The following is a 16,498-nucleotide window of genomic DNA, read 5'->3' as shown; positions in this document are numbered from 1 at the left end:
TATCAAATCGCTCCTTACTAAGACAAGCGTTTTTTTAAGCGGTATACATAAGCCAAAACTTCCGCCACCGCCTGATATAATTCAGGGGGTACAACATCCCCAATTTCCACTACCGGGTACAGCGCACGCGCCAACGGTTTGTTTTCTACCACAACTACCTTGTTTTCCCGGGCCACTTGTTTGATACGCTCAGCGATAAAATCCTGCCCCTTAGCCAAAACCACCGGTGCCGACATATTTTTTTCATACTTTAAAGCAATGGCCAGGTGGGTCGGATTTGTCACTACGACATCGGCTTTGGGAATTTCCTGCATCATACGCCGCATAGCGATGGCCCGCTGTTTTTCTTTTATTTTACTTTTTATTTGCGGATTGCCTTCAGTTTGTTTGAACTCTTCTTTTACTTCTTGTTTGGACATTTTTATGCTCTGGTTATGTTCCCACCATTGATAGATATAATCAAAGATTGCCAGAATCATCATCACGGCAATAATCTGAAAAGCCAGGTCAATCACCAGCGAAGCCGCCAGTGCCACCGAATCGATAATCTCCATATTAATTAACTTAGGAATATCTCCTGTTTGTAACACCGCAAAGCGGTAAATAAAATAACCGATAATACATACCTTGAAAATAGACTTTGCCAGTTCGACAAGTGATCTTTTGGAAAATAAGCGCTGAAAGCCGGATATCGGATTCAGCTTGCTAAATTTCGGCATGATAACCTCTGTCGAAAACATGGCCCCAACTTGCATAAAATTGATCATTACCGCAATGATCATGATAACAAACAAAACAGGCAAAACTGTTTTTAACAATACTACAACTGCCTTAACATATATTAATTGCACAGACTGAAACGTAAAGTCCGGTGTAGCCAAACTTGACAAAGTTGTTTTCATAAAGCCTGTCAGCTGAGTATAGGCATGATCTCCTAAAAACTTAAGTGTGCAAAAAGCAGCCAGAATAACAAATACCGAATTAATTTCATTGCTTTTGGCCACCTGTCCTTTTTTTCTGGACTCCTGCCTGCGTTTCGGAGTAGCCTCTTCCGTCTTTTCACCATTAAATAACTGCAGGTCAAAGCTGGTCAGCTTATACCGGTTATCTTTAGACTGGCGCAAAACTTTCCAGGAGGCGGTACATGTGGTGGAAAATTTCATTGAAAACTACCTCCAAGAAAACAATGTAAAATGGTAAAGCCAAAGATAGTACAAAAATGCCGACAAGAATTTTGCCCGGCACACCAACGACAAAAATATTCATTTGGGGCATAGTACGGGCTAAAATACCTAAAGCTACATCGGTAAGCACTAAAGCAACCGAAATCGGCAAACTAATCTTAACTGCAATAATAAAAATGGCAACAAGCATATCCACCATAATATTAGCCAGCATATTGGGCTGAAATAACCCCTTGGTTACCGGAATGATTTTGAAACTGTAAAACATAGCTGACAAAAAAAGATGATGGCTGTTACTTACCAAATAAACCAGCATCGCCAAGATATATTTAAAATTGCCAATAATCGGCACCTGCTGGCCAATTAGCGGATCAAAGACATTCACCATCCCAAAGCCGATTTGCGTATCTAACAATGCCCCTGTCATCTGTATTCCATGAAAGATAAACGAACAGGCAAATCCCATGATCAGGCCGATTAAAAATTCACCGATAATCAAAGCAACATAGGATAATAAGGCGTCCGGCAAAATGAGATTTGGTTCAGCTAACAGCGGTAACAATATATAGGATAATAGTAACGACAGCCCGGCTTTGACCATTACCGGAACATTGCGGGCACCAAACATCGGGGCTGTCGAAAAAATCCCGCTCATTCGCGCAAAGATCAACAGGCAAAAGCCTAACTGGTTTTGCAGTAAAGTAAACAAATCCAATATTGCTTACCACCAATCTATGTAGAAATACCGCTGCTCCTTCCAGTTAGCGTACCATGGCCGGCAGATTCATAAATATCTCTCTGGTATAATCAACCATTATACTCAACATCCATGGCCCAAAAACAAGTATAGCAACAAAAACAGCGATGATCTTGGGAATAAACACAAGTGTCTGTTCCTGTATTTGGGTTGTCGCTTGAAATATGCTCACCATAATACCAACCAGCAAGCCAAGAACAAGCATCGGAGCTGCGACCATCATAACCATAGCCAATGCATTCCGGCCTAACTGGATAGCCATATCTCCCGACATAAGCGCCCTCCTCTTAGTGAAAACTACTGACCAATGAACGGACAACCAAATGCCAGCCATCTACCAGTACAAATAGTAAAAGTTTAAAAGGCAGCGAGATCATTACCGGCGGCACCATCATCATCCCCATAGCCATAAGGGTGCTGGCCACCACCATATCAATTACGATAAAAGGAATGTAAATTAAAAAGCCAATTTGAAAAGCCGTCTTCAGCTCGCTAATAATAAAAGCGGGAATCAACACCGAGGTGGGGACATCTTCCGGCGCATTAGGGCGCGCCATTTCCGACATATTTACAAATAAAGCCAGATCATTTTCACGGGTTTGTTTGAACATAAACTCACGCATAGGGTTCATGGCTTCGGTAAGTGCCGTTTCCTGGTTTATCGTCCCGGCCAGCATGGGCTGGAGCGCATTTTTATTCACCTGATCAAAATAAGGCGACATCGTAAAAAAGGTTAAAAACAAAGCCAGTCCGATTAAAACCTGATTCGGTGGCATTTGTTGGGTTGCCAATGCACTGCGCATAAAGGATAATACGACAATAATGCGAGTAAAGGATGTCATCATAATCAAAATAGACGGTGCCAGAGAAAGCACCGTTAATGTTAACAGAACTTGCAGGCTCAGAGCAACATCCTGGGGATTATTCGCTTCTTCCACCCCAATATTAATATTGGGAATCAATGGTGCTGCTTTAGCCATTGCCGGAAAAGCCAGTGCTATAATTAAGATCAAAACAAAAACATGGTAATGCCATGTTTTTGCATATGTAATCCATCGTGACACTCTATTTACCTCTTCCTATTATTGTTTTCAGGCTCCTTATCAACTGTTTCGGGAGTGTCTGAACCGAAAACAAGGGGAAAATTTCTTGGCATCTGCTTGAGCGAGACGAGCTGGCGGCGAAAAATGCTGCCAAACTGTTCGGGCGGCAGGGCATTAGCAGTAGACTGCAAAGCTTTAATACGCTCAATCTCAGTTGATGATGTAATCTCATTGAGCAGCGTAATATTCTGCTCGGTCACCCCAAGCACCATAAACTTGCCTGCTATCTCTACCACATGAACAGCACGATTAGGACCCAACGACAAAGTAGAATACACTTTGCCGCCAAAACCTCCGGCCCGTGTCATTCTTTGCCCCAAAAATTTAGATGTAAAATAGGCAAGCCCAAGAACCAGCAAAAAAGTTAACAGCAACGAAATAATATAACTACTGGTAGCAAGCCAGGAGGATGCCGCCGGCTGAGGCTCTTGATATTTTAAATATTCGCCTGTTTCCGCGGCTGCCAGCACCTGGCCTGTCAAAAATAACAAAACAAAAATAATGAGTACAACACTACCGCTTAGATGAAATTTACTGCGCATGTATAGTATATTCCCATCTAGCCAACTGCTTTACGGACAGCTTCAAGCACACGGTCAGGCTGGAACGGCTTAACGATAAAGTCGCGGGCCCCTGACTGAATTGCTTCAATAACCATAGCCTGCTGTCCCATTGCGCTGCACATAATCACTTTAGCACTGGGATCAATTTTTTTAATTTCTTTTACGGCAGTAATTCCATCCATTTCCGGCATAGTAATATCCATTGTGGTCAAATCAGGCTTAAGCTCCTGATATTTTTCCAGTGCCTTAAGACCGTTTTCCGCTTCGCCAACTACATCATAGCCGTTTTTGGATAAAATATCTTTAATCATCATGCGCATAAAAGCAGCATCATCCACGACTAAAACTTTAATCGCCATTAAAATAATCTCTCCCTATTTCGAAATTTATTTGGAATTGCTACTGGAGATTGTTAACCCGCTCCAAGGGACTTATCACATCGGTGATTCTCACACCAAAGTTTTCGTCAATAACTACAACTTCCCCTTTGGCAATCAATTTGCCATTAGCTAAAATATCTACCGGCTCGCCGGCCAGCTTATCGAGTTCGATCACCGAACCTGGCGCTAATTCGAGAATATCACGGATTAGTTTGCGGGTGCGGCCCAACTCAACCGTAATTTGCAACGGTACATCTAGAAGCAGGCCAATATTGGTGTCAACACCAGGCATGCCCCCTGGTTTTAACGGCGCAAATTGAACAGGTTGCACTGCCACATTTTGCACCGGCTGCTGGGTCGGTTGAGCATAAGCAGGAGCCGGTTGCGGTGGCGGCGCTGCGGGTTTAGGCGGCGCCGGCTGCGGCGGCGGAGCTGCTGCCGGCTGCTGAACGGCATTCATCAAATTTTCCACCATTTCTTTGGCAACACTAAGCGGCATAAGCTGCATAAGTTCACTGTCAATAAGCTCTTCTACTTCCATCCGGAAAGACACCCGTACCAAAGGATCGCTACCTGTAACAATCTGAGTAATATCAGGATCTATGGCAAAATCCAGCAAATTGACCTTGGGTGGCGCTATATCCACTTTTTTCTTGAAAATGGTAGATATGGATGTAGCTGTTGAACCCATCATCTGGTTCATAGATTCACTGACAGCACTCATGTACAATTCATTTAATTCGGTCGGCGGATTGGAACCGTCACCGCCCATCATCAGATCGGCAATAATTAACGCATCTTGCTCGCGTATAGCTAAAATATTGGTTCCCAGCAATCCCTGGGTATACCCTACTTCAATAACCAAATATGGCAGCGGATACTGGCGCTTTATTTCATCCAGAGTGGATATTGAGACTTTCGGGGTAGTAATTGAGACCCGTCTGCCCAAAAGCACAGACAGCGTAGTAGCGGCCGTCCCCATAGAGATATTGCCAATCTCACCCAAAGCATCTTTTTCAATATCCGACAACTCTTGCCCAGCCGGAGATGGCGAGGCTGCTACCGGTTCGCCTCTTAATAAAGCGTCTATTTCTTCCTGGGACAGGAATCCGTCACTCATCATTATCATCTCCTTGGGAAATTACTTGAGTAATTTGTATTGCATTTTTATGTCCGACTAAACCTGGTTTACACTTAAACTTTTCCCGGCTGCCAATAATGACACTCAAATCATTTTCAGCCTTAGTGTCAAGCTGCAACACATCCCCCACTCCCAAATTCAAAAGTTCATGAACGCTGATAGTAGCCCGTCCAAGTTCTGTAATAACAGGAATAAGGGTTTTCTCCAGCTTGCGCTGCAACGTATTCATGGTTTCCGGCGAAGATTGTTTGGCTGTTGAAGAAGACACCCAAAAAGTCGTTGTCAACTTAGACATAATTGGTTCAAGCACTAAATAGGGGATACAGATATTCATCAGCCCTTCCGCCTGACCAATCTTTGCCTGAAGCGTAATCAGTACCACCATGTCATTGGGAGGGACAATCTGAGTAAACTGCGGGTTGGTCTCTAAAGCCTCCATCCGGGGCTCGATACTTACAACTTGCTTCCAAGCTTCCTGCATGCTTTCCATAGCTTTATGAATAACCTTACGAATAATGGCTTCCTCAATATCAGTCAAGGCACGTGCTTTGGCAGGAGGCAATCCAGGACCGCCAAACAATCTGTCAATAATCGCTAACACAATGTTAGGATTTATCTCCAGGATTGCGTTGCCTTTTAGCGGCCGCATCTGGAAAATACTAATAACACTGGGATTGGGCATTGACCGGATAAATTCCTCATATGTCAGTTGGTCAACAGAAGCAACATCAATATGAATAAGTGTCCGCAGATGGGCTGAAAGGTAGGTATTGATCATGCGCGCGAAATTTTCGTGCAGCATGTAGATGGTACGGATTTGGTCTTTAGAAAACTTATCCGGACGCTTAAAGTCATAGATTTTAATCTTACGCTGTTTTTCTTCAGTTTTTATTTCCTCAGCAGTGACAACACCAGTCGACAAAGCTGACAGTAAATCATCGATTTCGGATTGTGATAAAACATCAGGCCCTGCCAATCCTCCCCCACCTTTCCACAAAAAACAAAACTATGTACTTAACGAGCAGTTAATTTATTATACAAGAATATTCGACATGATTCTACTGTAAAACAAAATTGGTAATATAAATGTCATAAACCCGTTCGCCGCCAAGAACTGTATTAATTTCATTTTTTAATACTTCTTTTAGCTGATCTTGTTTTGCCGGGTCAAAATCTTCTATTTTCTGCGAACGTAAGACATAAACTGCAGTATCCAATATCTTTATTTCCTCAGGTGAGGGCAATTTCCCTTCTTTTTGCGCTGTTTTCTTCTCAGGTTTCAATTCCACAATCAAACCGATTTTAAGGTACCGGCCGCTATTGACTCCGCCAATATTGAGAATAAGTCCGTCTTTTGCATCCCCTAGCTTAATAAAATGTCCCGGCTCATGCAGCGCACTTTTCTCAACCGTTTTGTCAGATACCACTCTTGTCGCAATCAAGTACGAAATACCACCGGCTAAAATTAAGCCCACAACGATCAAAATGATAATTGTCATCATTGACATTTTTTTTGGTTTTTCCTCTTCAGCCACTGGCACACCTCCATTACATAGATATTTGTTTCATTGACATGCAGCTTACCAGCTATATATTCCGCGTTAAAGAATCTGGCAGTCGCAGGCGGGTGGTGTATTGACAACGCTCCACCACTGGCGTTTGGCTTACGCTTTTGCCAACACACCACCCGCCTGCAAAAATATTTAGCACGTTATATATATAAGGAGAGGTTACCGCATATTTCTAAACAATGCCCGCCGGTAATCCATAACCATGCGTACAATTTCATCCATTGATTCTTCCACAATCAGTTTTTTGCCGCTGGTTAACGTAATTACCGTATCGGGTGTCTCCTCAATGGTTTCAATCAGTTCGGCATTCACCACAAAATCGCGGTCTTGCGACTTAAGTTTGGTAACCTTTATCATGTCAGTCCTCCTCACTTGCTTTTTTTAAGAAAATTATCCTTTCTGTTAGGAAAAAGCAGGTAGCGGAAGAGAGGTCTTCCCTCCGCTACCCTTCATGCAATTATCGCTTCAAGTTAGCCAGCAATTCCAGCATTTCGTCGGTTGTGGTAATAATTTTGGAGTTGGCCTGGAAGCCGCGCTGGGTAATAATCATATCACTGAATTGCTGAGCCAAATCGACATTGGACATTTCCAGCGTACCGCCGGCAAATTCACCGCGCCCGCCGGTACCGCTTGTGCCGATGTCCGCAATGCCGGAGTTATTGGTCTCAGTATACAGATTGTCACCGGCTTTATTCAGGCCGCCGGGATTATTAAATACAGCCATCGCAACCCTTGCCAGATTCTTACTCATACCATTGGTAAAATTACCCACAATCGTACCTGTAGCATCAATGGTAACACCGTCTAAAGTACCGTCAGCCCAGCCATTTTGCTCGGTTGCTTTAGCTGTAGACTCACTGGCATATTGAGAAATTGCCGAAAAATCCAGATCAACTGTGAACGCACCGGCACCGGCATAGGGTCCGCCTGCCGGATCAATCGTCAGGCTGTTTACCATGGTGTTTAACGCATCATACACACCAAAACGATCAAAGGCTATTGTCGACGGATTCCCGGTTATTGTGCCGACGGTAACACCATCTTTGTTAACAGCAGTCCCGGAAGGAGTAAACTCCCAGGTATTATCTCCGGTCTTGATAATGCTGGCGTTTATGGTGTATGGATTTCCTTGTGAATCATATATGGTAACCTGCATCGGTACTTTAGATGTTTCGTTATAGGCTGCTTTCACTGCCTCCGATGCATTTGTAACAGCAGTTGCTGCATCAAGCGCTGTTTGTGATGCAGCTGTTTGTGCAGTTTTTTTAAGTTGCTGGTCAGCTTCTGCTGCCTGTCGTGCTGCTTCTGCAGTAGTGAATGCTCCGTTTGCAGCGGTAACTGCTGTATTTGCAAATCCTTCCGCAGTGGCTGCAAGTCCAACTACTGCACCTATAGTTGATGTTGGAGGTGTAGCAGCCAATTTATCCGCCTCGGTTTTTAAGTTAGTAGCCGCGTTTTTTAGATCATTAGCAGCAGTTTGCGTAGCCGAAGTAGCACTATCTGCGGCAGTGGCTGCGAGAGCTGCGGCTGTATTTGCAAGCAAGGCTACATCAGCTGCTGTCGGTACCGGAGCAGGTGTACCATTCTGCAAAGCTACTGCCGCAGCATGTGCAGCAGCCATGGCTGTTTGTGCAGCCACCAGTGCATTCTGGGACGCCTTTGCTTTCACTTCGTCAGTTTGTGCTGTTGATAAAGCAGTATTTGCTGCCGCTAAGGCAGTGTTTGCATTTTTCAATGCAAGATCTGCCGCATCCTTGTCCGATTTTGCCGTTGTCAAAGCAATGTCTGCCGCCGCCCGTTCGGCTGCTGTGCCTGTCTTGATCGCGCTGGCCGATAAGTTCTTGCCAAAGGTAATTTTGTTGGTTTGCTGCGCCTTCATCATCTCACCAACTGGAATTTTAATGGTAGTAATGTCGCCGGTGGAATCAATATTCCCGGTAACAGAATCGGCCATCCAGCCTGCCACCTTTAAGCCGGTTCCGGGCACCACATAATTGCCCTGCACATCAAAGTCAAAATTACCTGCACGTGTATAGTACTTTTGGTTGCCATCAGCTAAAATAAAGAATCCCTGACCTGTGATTGCCAGGTCTGTTTGCTTGCCTGTAGGCTGGTAGCTGCCATCGGTGAAAATAGTATCAATACTGGCCACAGCCATCCCGAGACCAACCTGCTTCGGGTTGGTGCCGCCGCGATTGCCTTGCGGCGAGGATGCTCCCTGCAGGGTTTGGCTTAAAATATCCTGAAAGTTAACTCTGCTGCCTTTAAACCCAACTGTATTGACATTGGCAATATTATTGCCGATGACATCCATCCGGGTCTGATGGTTGCGAAGACCGGATACTCCGGCAAATAATGAACGCATCATAGTTAAACATGACCTCCTACATTCTTTTAGTAACATATTGGCTGCATCTGTCAATCAGCAGCCTGTGGGGCTTCCTCAAGAGGTCCAGCCCTAAATGATTACCGCACTGTCAATATTGGTAAATACGTTGCCTGCGCCACTTGCGCCGTCCACAGCAGTAATTACCGTTTTGTTTTTCACACTGACGACAAACGCCAAATTATTATCCATAATGATCAGTGATTCTTTTGCACCTTTTTGCGCCGCTTTGTCAATAGCCTGACTGAGCTGATTGAGCTGGCTGCTGTCAAGCTGAATTTTCCGGCTGTCAAGCCGCTGGAGCGCATGCTTGGAAAAAGTAACGCCGGCAAGTTCCTGACCCAGAATTTGATTGAAACTGGTTCCCGCAGCCGGTTGATTCGCCGCTGCTCTTGCTGGTTTGGGTGACGATGATACCGGTACTATTGGCGGCAAAGGCTGATATGACTGGTAAATACGGTTATCAGACATCGCTAGTCACCTGTGGAGCTATCCTTGACGCTGGTTACTTCACTTAGCCCGATAGTGCTGTCGCCAATAACCAGTTTCGGCACACCATCCACCAGGCGCACAGAATTCACCACGCCGTAGGTTTCCTTCCCGTCTTTATCTATCCAGCCTACTGTTTTACCGATCAGGGTGCTGGCCTGAGTCATCTGCCCGGTAGTGTAATCAACCGGAATTTCCGTAACGCTTATTACTTCACTCAGCCCCACAGTGGTATTTTCGTCAAGAACCAGTCTTGCTTCGCCGTTGACTATTTGCACAGAATTGACCATGCCATAGTAAAGCTGTCCACCCTGCGCCCAGCTGACTACCTTTCCAATCAAACCGCTGGCCTGACTCATCTGCATCGAGGTGTTCAGGTTTTTCATTTGTTCCAAACTGGTAAATTGGGCCATTTGGGCAATAAAATCCTTATCTTCCATCGGCTCCATCGGATCTTGATATCTCAGCTGCGTAATCAATAACTTCAGGAAATCATCTTTGCCAAGTTCATTGGTTTTATTGGTCCTGTTATTGGTCTTGTCAGTAGCTGAGCTTGCTGCGCTCTGCGTTGAGTTAGTAGTATATATACCAGCCATGATAACCTCCTTTTCTTATATACGGTAATCCACACCGGCTTGACTGCCGGTTCCGGGAATTCTTCCCTCTGCCACTTCTCCGTCAATTGCCTCAACAAAGCCCTCAGCGTCCTTTTTGTTCGCGAGCTTGATAAATTGCTGACGCGAATTTCTGTCCTGGTCATGGTTGGGCAAAAACTGGTCCAGTCCGGCTGAAACACTTACATTGTCAACCTTAAGACCGTTATTGGCCAAATCCAGCTTGAGCTGTGGCAGCGATTGTTCGATGATATTGCGTACTTCGGAATTATTGGAATGGAAACTGGCGTTTACCACACCATTTTCTACAGCGACCTTGAGGGTAAGCTCTCCCAGGTGTTCAGGTTTTAGCTTGATAATCATTTCGGTGTTTTGCGGCTTGGCAATAAGTCTGGTATGGGCTACGATTTGATCGGCCACTTGATGAACATCGGTAAAAGGAACTCCTGGCTGCTTGGTCTCTGCAGCGGCGGTGGTACCGGTTTTGGTTAAAACAGTATCCAGGCCTTGGGCAAAGGTGTGTGTTTTATTTACTTCCACAGTATTGATACTCAGGTCCTGAGCAAGCTTAGGCTGGCTGAGCGGATTTTCCGCTGAAGAATGCTTTTGGCCTTCTCCGCTAAACCCTTTACTTGCCTGTTTACCCTGTTGGTCGGTCGGCAAGAGCGGCAGTACCTCAGCCTCTGATGGCTGCTGCTCAGCTTCTACCGGGCGTTCATTGCGGCTACCGGTTTCGGCTTTAGGCAGCTGACCTTGGCCGGCAATCACAGTAGGCGCTATATCGGTGATATTTTCCGCGTTTGGCGCCGATTGCGGCAGATTTTGCTGTGCCTGTGACACACTCAGGCTGGCATTAGCCGGTGTGGTTGCAGTGGGAATAAGTTCTGCAGGCATTTGCGCCTGACTGATCGAATTATTGGCGGTTTCCGCAAACAATGTTCCCATTTGCGCACTTTCCGGTGAAACCGCTGCCTGCTGTTGCAAATTGATGCTGGGAGCTGTTACCGGAGCAACTGTCGCTTCAGGAGCGGCAGACTCACTGGCGGCCGTTGGCACTGGAATAAATCCCGGTACAGTCAGGGCAGTATTCACAGCGGTCTGTAAAAGCTGATCAGTAGGAAGCATCGTACCGTCATCAGGACCAGGTAATTCATCTGTGAGCATGTCCAGGATTTCAGGTAAAACTTGCTTGTCGGCAGGCTCAGCAGTCTTGATGACCAGATTTGTTGGCAGGTCAGGCAGTAAAAGCTTCTCTGTCTTACCATCTGTTGTCTGCTGTGCTTCGGATTGTGAAACAGCAGTATTCAGTTTGTCGCTAAAACTGTTGTTTTGCTGACTTTTCGGCTTGTTATTAGCCGTCTTGCCGGAAGCGGCTGCCGTTTGCGGGTTGACTGGTAATAAACCGAGTGCTGTATTCATGTTTTTCACCTCCTTTCGGTGCGTACATACTATTTATGCTACAGGCGTGGCGGCTGGCGCTGGCCTTTGAGCATATCTTCGGTTATGCGGGCGGCGCGTTTAGAATCAAACAAAGCCAGTATTTTAGAAACCTGGTCTTCTTCCATTTTGCCGAAAATGGCAATAACGGTAGCATCATCCAGTTCATTCATAATTGTTACCGCCGCATCGGGCTTCATTCCACCGTACAAACGGGCTAATTTTGAGATACGCTTGGCTTCTTCCTGCTGTCTAAGCTGGGCTTGTTTTTCCAAATCCTCCGGGGTAATGATATTAGGATTTGGCATTTGCGGAGTTGGCACAGGTGCTGCCGGCTGCTCAGCCGGATTCGATATTACCGGCGGCACTGCTGCCGGCCCAGGCGCAGCCATATCTTCCTCCAACTCTACCGGCTCAAAATTAGTTTTGGGCAAAAAACGCTCCATCACCGGATATTGGGACAAATTCATATCACTGGTGATTTTTTCTACATCAAATAATTTAAAATAGACTCCGGCACCAAATCCGATAGCTGTGAGAATACACAGGGAGAGGATTACCACCAAAATTTTAAATACCAGGCCAAATCTTGACTGCGGTTCTTGCTGTACCGGTGGCGGTGCAGCAGGCGGCGGCTGTTTGGATTTGGCAGCAGGAGTTCTAGGTTTTTCAGCCATTAATTACAGACTCCTCTACTTAGCCAGTGATAGCACTCTGGCTACATAGTTACGGGTTTCGCTATAAGGGGGAATACCATTATAATTTTTCACAGCCTGCGGGCCGGCATTATAAGCGGCTACCGCTTTGCTGACATCCCCTCCAAAGGTAGTGAGCATTTGTTTCAGATAGCGAACACCGCCGTCAATGTTCTCCCGCGGATCCTTGCTATTGCGTACCCCTAATGAGCGGGCGGTTTCAGGCATCAATTGCATTACGCCAACAGCCCCAACCGGCGAAACGGCTTCAGGTGACAAGCCCGATTCGGCTTCAGCTACCGCCATTGCCAGCTTGGGGTCAACCCCATATTTGCCGGCAGCCAGGTTTATCATCTTAACAATATCTTCCTTGCCGGCGCTGACTGCAGGTTTGGCAGCAGTTGACTGCTGCGCTGCGTCCGCTGCGGCAAGTGTTGCGGCAAAATCACCGGCAGGCCGGGACTGAGTATGAGAAAACCGCTGTTCTATAGCAGCAATTCGCTGCATCACTTGATTAATACTCTCCATCATGTTAACCACTCTCCTTGTCACGCATAAAGGCTTGCGTTCCAAGCTCGTCAAGAATTTTTTGCTCTTCCTGCAATAGCTCGTTATTATACTGTTCCAACCGTTTTTTTCGCAAGTTATCAACAAGTTTTCGCTGTTGAATGGCAGCCTCCAATAAGGTAAGGCATTCCTGGCGATATTCCGTTGCCTTGGCAACTTGCTCCCGTTGAGCGATAATTTCGCTCTTTATTTTATCGATATAATAACTAAAGGTCTTAAGCTTCTCAATTGTCGGTTGTCCGGCCTGCTCGTCATTAAGCCGGTCAAGGTTGAGTGCCAGTGTATTTTGTAAGTCATTTAGCAATTCTTGTGCTTTGCGCAAACGGTCCGCGGCTTCGGCTAGCTTAATCTGCGCTTGTTCTTCCTGCATTTTTCGAAATTTTAGCAGCGTTTCCAGGCGAAACCGAAACTTCTTCATAAGCTTTCATCCTTAGCAGCTATATATAACGACTATTTTTTTGCAATATTCCACCCGTCTGCACCTGCCAGCTTCTTTAATGGGGAATATATCTCTAAGCGACAAGTTTTTTTAAGCGCTGAACCGTTTCTGACAGCAGGGTATTTTCATTAATGCCTTGCTGGAGAAACTTTTTAATCTCGGCAATGACAGCAATTGCCTGGTCGATAGCCGGGTTGCTGCCATGAGCATAGGCCCCGATATTAATTAAATCTTCAGCTTCGCGATAGGTTGCCAATAAAGCACGCAATTGCTGCGCACATTGCACATGTTCAGTCTCAACAATTTCCAGCATGACCCGGCTGACACTGGCTAAGATATCAATGGCCGGATAGTGATTTTGTGCAGCCAAATTCCGGCTCAACACAATGTGTCCGTCAAGAATGCTGCGAACCGCATCGGCTATCGGCTCGTTCATATCATCCCCGTCAACCAACACGGTGTAAATTCCGGTTATTGATCCCCGGTCGCCAGTACCTGAGCGTTCGAGTAATTTTGGCAGCATGGCAAAGACGGAAGGAGTATATCCCCGGGTAGCCGGCGGTTCACCTACTGTCAGGCCAACTTCACGCTGTGCCATGGCAAACCGGGTCACGGAATCCATCATCAGCATAACATCCAGTCCCTGATCCCGGAAATATTCAGCAATGGCGGTGGCTGTCATGGCTCCCTTGAGCCTGACCAACGCCGGCTGGTCTGATGTCGCAACAACGACAACCGCTCGTTTTAACCCTTCCTCGCCTAAATCCCGTTCAATGAATTCCCGTACTTCCCGGCCACGTTCACCAATAAGAGCAATTACACTAATATCAGCCTCCGTATTCCGGGCTATCATGCCTAAAAGGGTGCTCTTGCCCACACCGCTGCCAGCCATAATCCCTACCCGTTGGCCTCTGCCAAGGGTCAGTAAGCTGTCAATGGCCCGAACACCGACACCGAGTTTTTCTGAGATGCGCCGGCGGGCTAAAGGCGGCGGCGGCACAGCAGTAAGCGGGTATTGACTGTTACTGTTCAGTGGACCTTTGCCATCAATCGGATTACCAAGTCCATCCAAAATCCGGCCTAACAGTTGACGCCCTACATTTACTTTAAGCACTCGATGAGCCGATACAACTTCACAGCCTGGACCAATACCCTGAATTTCACCGACAGGCATTAACAACACGCGATTCTCTCTAAAGCCTACAACTTCGGCAGGAATCGGTTCACCCGGATTGCGCGGGTAAATGTAGCACAATTCTCCGAGGTTTACATGCGGTCCCTGCGATTCAATCACCAGACCGATTATCTGGGTAATTCTACCATTTAATTTCATGGTGTCGGCACTATATATAGCGGAGAGATATTTTGATGGATCAAATGCTGGGTTCATGGCAGCACTTCCTGAATGGCTTTGTAAACCAATTCTAATTTGGTATCCAGCCTGGCATCGACCGTACCCAGCGAGGTGTCAATAACACAGCCTCCTAATGGAACAATGGGATCAACAGTTACACTAACCGCATTTTCCCTGCCAACCATAAGCTGCAAATCGCGTTTGGCCATCAGTACCATTTCATAATCTTCGGGATTGACTCGAATAGTAATTTGTTCCTGGTCGCGAACCTTGCTTAATGCTTCTTTCACAATTGGCAAAATGGCAGTTGGGTTTTCTTCCAGTTCCCGGGCCAGTACTCTTTTGGCTACAGCAAAAGCAATTTCGACAATCTCCCGTTCGGCGTCAAGAATCATCTGCCGGGCCGCTTGTTCGGCCGTCCCGACGATTCCCTGAGCCTTCTCCAGGGTTAACTGCATAGTCTGCTGCATATCAGCCAGTGCTGTTTGGTTTCCTTGTTCAAGCCCTTCCTGCTGACCTTGCTCAAGGCCTTCCTGATAGCCCTTATTGTGGCCTTCTTCATAAGCCTGCTGTGCCAGTTCGTGCGCCTTGCTTTCAGCCTCAGTCAAGCACTTGGCTGCAGTTTCTTCCGCCTTGGCGATAATTGTCTCAGCCTCATACCGGAAAGCCTCCAGGTCGATTGCAGGCACAACCGGCTCCGGCTCCTGTTCACGCACCGGCTCGGGTGCGATAATCGGACGGGCTTTGATAATTACCGGGCAGTTTTTTTCGAAGAACACACTTTTTATGATCTTAGACAATTATTTCGTCTCCTTTACCACGAGAAACAACGATTTCACCCGATTCTTCGAGACGACGTATATTATTAACAATTTTCTGCTGCGCTTCTTCCACATCTCTTATACGTACCGGACCCATGTACTCGATTTCTTCGCGAAGCATTTCACCGGCCCGTTTGGAAATATTTTTGTAAACTTTTTCCGATACTTCGCTTGCGGTTGCTTTAAGCGCCAACGCCAAGTCTTTGTTGTCAATTTCTCTAAGCACAAGCTGAAGCGACCTGTCGTCGAGAAGAACAATATCTTCGAAAACAAACATCCGCTTTTTAATTTCTTCAGCCAGCTCAGGATTTTGCACTTCCATGTTTTCAATAATGGTTCGTTCAGTAGTCCTGTCAACCCGGTTAAGAATATCGACAACAGAATCAACGCCACCGGCAGCTGTAAAGTCTTGAGTCACCAGTGATGATAATTTGCGTTCAAGAATTCTTTCCACATCACGGATTACATCAGGCGAAGTCCGGTCCATCGTTGCAATCCTGCGGGCAACGTCCACCTGCCGTTCAGGCGGCAATGCGGAAACGATAGCGGCAGATTGCTCCGGCTGAAGATAGGCCATAATTAATGCAATGGTTTGAGGATGTTCGTTTTGGATAAAGTTAAGTAATTGACTGGGGTCGGTTTTGCGGGCAAAGTCAAACGGCCGGATTTGCAGACTGGTAGTTAACCGGTTGATAATTGATACGGCTTTTTCGGAGCCCAATGCCTTTTCCAGCACTTCGCGGGCATAATCCAGACCCCCGTTGGAAATATATTCTTTAGCCACACACATTTGATGAAACTCAGCAAGCACTTTATCTTTTTGTTCTTGTGACAATTTTCGCTGATTGGCAATTTCCAGCGTTAATTTTTCAATTTCATCTTCACGCATGTGTTTTAACACCTGGGCTGAGATGTCAGGCCCCAGAGCGATCAACAAAATTGCTGCTTTTTGTTTTCCTGTCATTTCATTTGACTGGTACATGGCCTAAACACCTCT

20 protein-coding genes are annotated in these 16,498 nt (G+C 46.1%); all 20 read right to left on the bottom strand.

The features are described 5' to 3' along the window. Nucleotides 1–17: 17 nt before the first annotated feature. Complete coding sequence (gene flhB, locus SPSPH_RS08625) at nt 18–1,163, bottom strand: flagellar biosynthesis protein FlhB (protein WP_075755082.1); 1,146 nt, start codon at nt 1,161–1,163, stop codon at nt 18–20. Next, a complete protein-coding gene (fliR, locus tag SPSPH_RS08620) occupies nt 1,111–1,899 on the bottom strand; it encodes a flagellar biosynthetic protein FliR (protein WP_075755080.1) in 789 nt (262 codons plus the stop codon). Before fliR ends, flhB begins: the two co-directional genes overlap by 53 nt. A 46-nt stretch (nt 1,900–1,945) precedes the next feature. Next, nucleotides 1,946–2,215, bottom strand: a complete 270-nt coding sequence (gene fliQ, locus SPSPH_RS08615) for a flagellar biosynthesis protein FliQ (protein WP_075755078.1) — start codon at nt 2,213–2,215, stop codon at nt 1,946–1,948. A 13-nt stretch (nt 2,216–2,228) separates the two neighbouring features. Beyond that, nucleotides 2,229–2,921 (bottom strand): flagellar type III secretion system pore protein FliP, encoded by a 693-nt coding sequence (gene fliP / locus SPSPH_RS08610; RefSeq protein ID WP_083945534.1) that lies wholly within the window; start codon nt 2,919–2,921, stop codon nt 2,229–2,231. 89 nt (nt 2,922–3,010) lie between these two features. Then, entirely contained in the window at nt 3,011–3,586 is a 576-nt protein-coding gene (fliO, locus tag SPSPH_RS08605; protein ID WP_075755076.1) for a flagellar biosynthetic protein FliO, read from the bottom strand. Between the two features lie 17 nt (nt 3,587–3,603). Continuing rightward, nucleotides 3,604–3,966, bottom strand: coding sequence for a response regulator (locus tag SPSPH_RS08600; protein WP_075755074.1), 363 nt, complete (start codon nt 3,964–3,966; stop codon nt 3,604–3,606). 40 nt (nt 3,967–4,006) lie between these two features. After that, a complete protein-coding gene (gene fliY, locus SPSPH_RS08595; protein WP_075755072.1) occupies nt 4,007–5,107 on the bottom strand; it encodes a flagellar motor switch phosphatase FliY in 1,101 nt (366 codons plus the stop codon). Then, complete coding sequence (fliM, locus tag SPSPH_RS08590; protein ID WP_075755070.1) at nt 5,100–6,104, bottom strand: flagellar motor switch protein FliM; 1,005 nt, start codon at nt 6,102–6,104, stop codon at nt 5,100–5,102. The genes fliY and fliM overlap by 8 nt, the downstream gene beginning before the upstream one ends. Nucleotides 6,105–6,186: 82 nt before the next feature. After that, the gene (locus SPSPH_RS08585) at nt 6,187–6,663 is read right to left on the bottom strand and encodes a flagellar basal body-associated FliL family protein (RefSeq protein WP_075755068.1); all 477 of its coding nucleotides are present in this window, start codon (nt 6,661–6,663) and stop codon (nt 6,187–6,189) included. A 195-nt stretch (nt 6,664–6,858) separates the two neighbouring features. After that, a complete protein-coding gene (locus tag SPSPH_RS08580; RefSeq protein ID WP_075755066.1) occupies nt 6,859–7,056 on the bottom strand; it encodes a flagellar FlbD family protein in 198 nt (65 codons plus the stop codon). Between the two features lie 100 nt (nt 7,057–7,156). Next, a complete protein-coding gene (locus SPSPH_RS08575) occupies nt 7,157–9,067 on the bottom strand; it encodes a flagellar hook protein FlgE (protein WP_075755064.1) in 1,911 nt (636 codons plus the stop codon). Nucleotides 9,068–9,157: 90 nt separating this feature from the next. Next, nucleotides 9,158–9,556: a TIGR02530 family flagellar biosynthesis protein gene (locus SPSPH_RS08570; RefSeq protein ID WP_075755062.1), complete on the bottom strand. Its 399-nt coding sequence runs from the start codon at nt 9,554–9,556 to the stop codon at nt 9,158–9,160. 2 nt (nt 9,557–9,558) lie between these two features. After that, on the bottom strand, nt 9,559–10,170 hold the full coding sequence (gene flgD / locus SPSPH_RS08565) for a flagellar hook assembly protein FlgD (protein WP_075755060.1): 612 nt from the start codon (nt 10,168–10,170) through the stop codon (nt 9,559–9,561). 15 nt (nt 10,171–10,185) lie between these two features. After that, nucleotides 10,186–11,607, bottom strand: a complete 1,422-nt coding sequence (locus SPSPH_RS08560) for a flagellar hook-length control protein FliK (RefSeq protein WP_075755058.1) — start codon at nt 11,605–11,607, stop codon at nt 10,186–10,188. Between the two features lie 38 nt (nt 11,608–11,645). Further along, nucleotides 11,646–12,302, bottom strand: coding sequence for a MotE family protein (locus SPSPH_RS08555; RefSeq protein ID WP_075755056.1), 657 nt, complete (start codon nt 12,300–12,302; stop codon nt 11,646–11,648). A gap of 15 nt (nt 12,303–12,317) precedes the next feature. Next, nucleotides 12,318–12,848, bottom strand: a complete 531-nt coding sequence (locus SPSPH_RS08550; RefSeq protein WP_075756025.1) for a lytic transglycosylase domain-containing protein — start codon at nt 12,846–12,848, stop codon at nt 12,318–12,320. Between the two features lie 4 nt (nt 12,849–12,852). Next, complete coding sequence (fliJ, locus tag SPSPH_RS08545; RefSeq protein WP_075755054.1) at nt 12,853–13,305, bottom strand: flagellar export protein FliJ; 453 nt, start codon at nt 13,303–13,305, stop codon at nt 12,853–12,855. Nucleotides 13,306–13,399: 94 nt separating this feature from the next. Beyond that, nucleotides 13,400–14,716, bottom strand: a complete 1,317-nt coding sequence (fliI, locus tag SPSPH_RS08540; protein WP_075755052.1) for a flagellar protein export ATPase FliI — start codon at nt 14,714–14,716, stop codon at nt 13,400–13,402. After that, entirely contained in the window at nt 14,713–15,480 is a 768-nt protein-coding gene (locus SPSPH_RS08535; RefSeq protein ID WP_075755050.1) for a FliH/SctL family protein, read from the bottom strand. Before SPSPH_RS08535 ends, fliI begins: the two co-directional genes overlap by 4 nt. Continuing rightward, nucleotides 15,473–16,483, bottom strand: a complete 1,011-nt coding sequence (fliG, locus tag SPSPH_RS08530; protein WP_075755048.1) for a flagellar motor switch protein FliG — start codon at nt 16,481–16,483, stop codon at nt 15,473–15,475. The genes SPSPH_RS08535 and fliG overlap by 8 nt, the downstream gene beginning before the upstream one ends. Between the last annotated feature and the right edge of the window lie 15 nt (nt 16,484–16,498).

Source organism: Sporomusa sphaeroides DSM 2875, assembly GCF_001941975.2.
In the GTDB taxonomy this organism is placed as follows: Bacteria; Bacillota; Negativicutes; order Sporomusales; family Sporomusaceae; genus Sporomusa; species Sporomusa sphaeroides.
Note: the sequence above shows the minus strand (reverse complement) of the source record. Positions and strands in the feature narration are given on the sequence as shown.

Bases quoted from the DNA above. Each gene is read 5' to 3' on its own strand.
- SPSPH_RS08550 (WP_075756025.1), bottom strand. From the start codon at position 12,848: ATGGAGAGTATTAATCAAGTGATGCAGCGAATTGCTGCTATAGAACAG.
- SPSPH_RS08580 (WP_075755066.1), bottom strand. From the start codon at position 7,056: ATGATAAAGGTTACCAAACTTAAGTCGCAAGACCGCGATTTTGTGGTG.
- SPSPH_RS08570 (WP_075755062.1), bottom strand. From the start codon at position 9,556: ATGTCTGATAACCGTATTTACCAGTCATATCAGCCTTTGCCGCCAATA.
- SPSPH_RS08560 (WP_075755058.1), bottom strand. From the start codon at position 11,607: ATGAATACAGCACTCGGTTTATTACCAGTCAACCCGCAAACGGCAGCC.
- SPSPH_RS08575 (WP_075755064.1), bottom strand. From the start codon at position 9,067: ATGATGCGTTCATTATTTGCCGGAGTATCCGGTCTTCGCAACCATCAG.
- fliQ (WP_075755078.1), bottom strand. From the start codon at position 2,215: ATGTCGGGAGATATGGCTATCCAGTTAGGCCGGAATGCATTGGCTATG.
- SPSPH_RS08555 (WP_075755056.1), bottom strand. From the start codon at position 12,302: ATGGCTGAAAAACCTAGAACTCCTGCTGCCAAATCCAAACAGCCGCCG.
- flgD (WP_075755060.1), bottom strand. From the start codon at position 10,170: ATGGCTGGTATATATACTACTAACTCAACGCAGAGCGCAGCAAGCTCA.
- flhB (WP_075755082.1), bottom strand. From the start codon at position 1,163: ATGAAATTTTCCACCACATGTACCGCCTCCTGGAAAGTTTTGCGCCAG.
- fliP (WP_083945534.1), bottom strand. From the start codon at position 2,921: ATGGCTAAAGCAGCACCATTGATTCCCAATATTAATATTGGGGTGGAA.
- fliG (WP_075755048.1), bottom strand. From the start codon at position 16,483: ATGTACCAGTCAAATGAAATGACAGGAAAACAAAAAGCAGCAATTTTG.
- fliI (WP_075755052.1), bottom strand. From the start codon at position 14,716: ATGAACCCAGCATTTGATCCATCAAAATATCTCTCCGCTATATATAGT.
- fliY (WP_075755072.1), bottom strand. From the start codon at position 5,107: ATGAGTGACGGATTCCTGTCCCAGGAAGAAATAGACGCTTTATTAAGA.
- SPSPH_RS08600 (WP_075755074.1), bottom strand. From the start codon at position 3,966: ATGGCGATTAAAGTTTTAGTCGTGGATGATGCTGCTTTTATGCGCATG.
- fliJ (WP_075755054.1), bottom strand. From the start codon at position 13,305: ATGAAGAAGTTTCGGTTTCGCCTGGAAACGCTGCTAAAATTTCGAAAA.
- fliO (WP_075755076.1), bottom strand. From the start codon at position 3,586: ATGCGCAGTAAATTTCATCTAAGCGGTAGTGTTGTACTCATTATTTTT.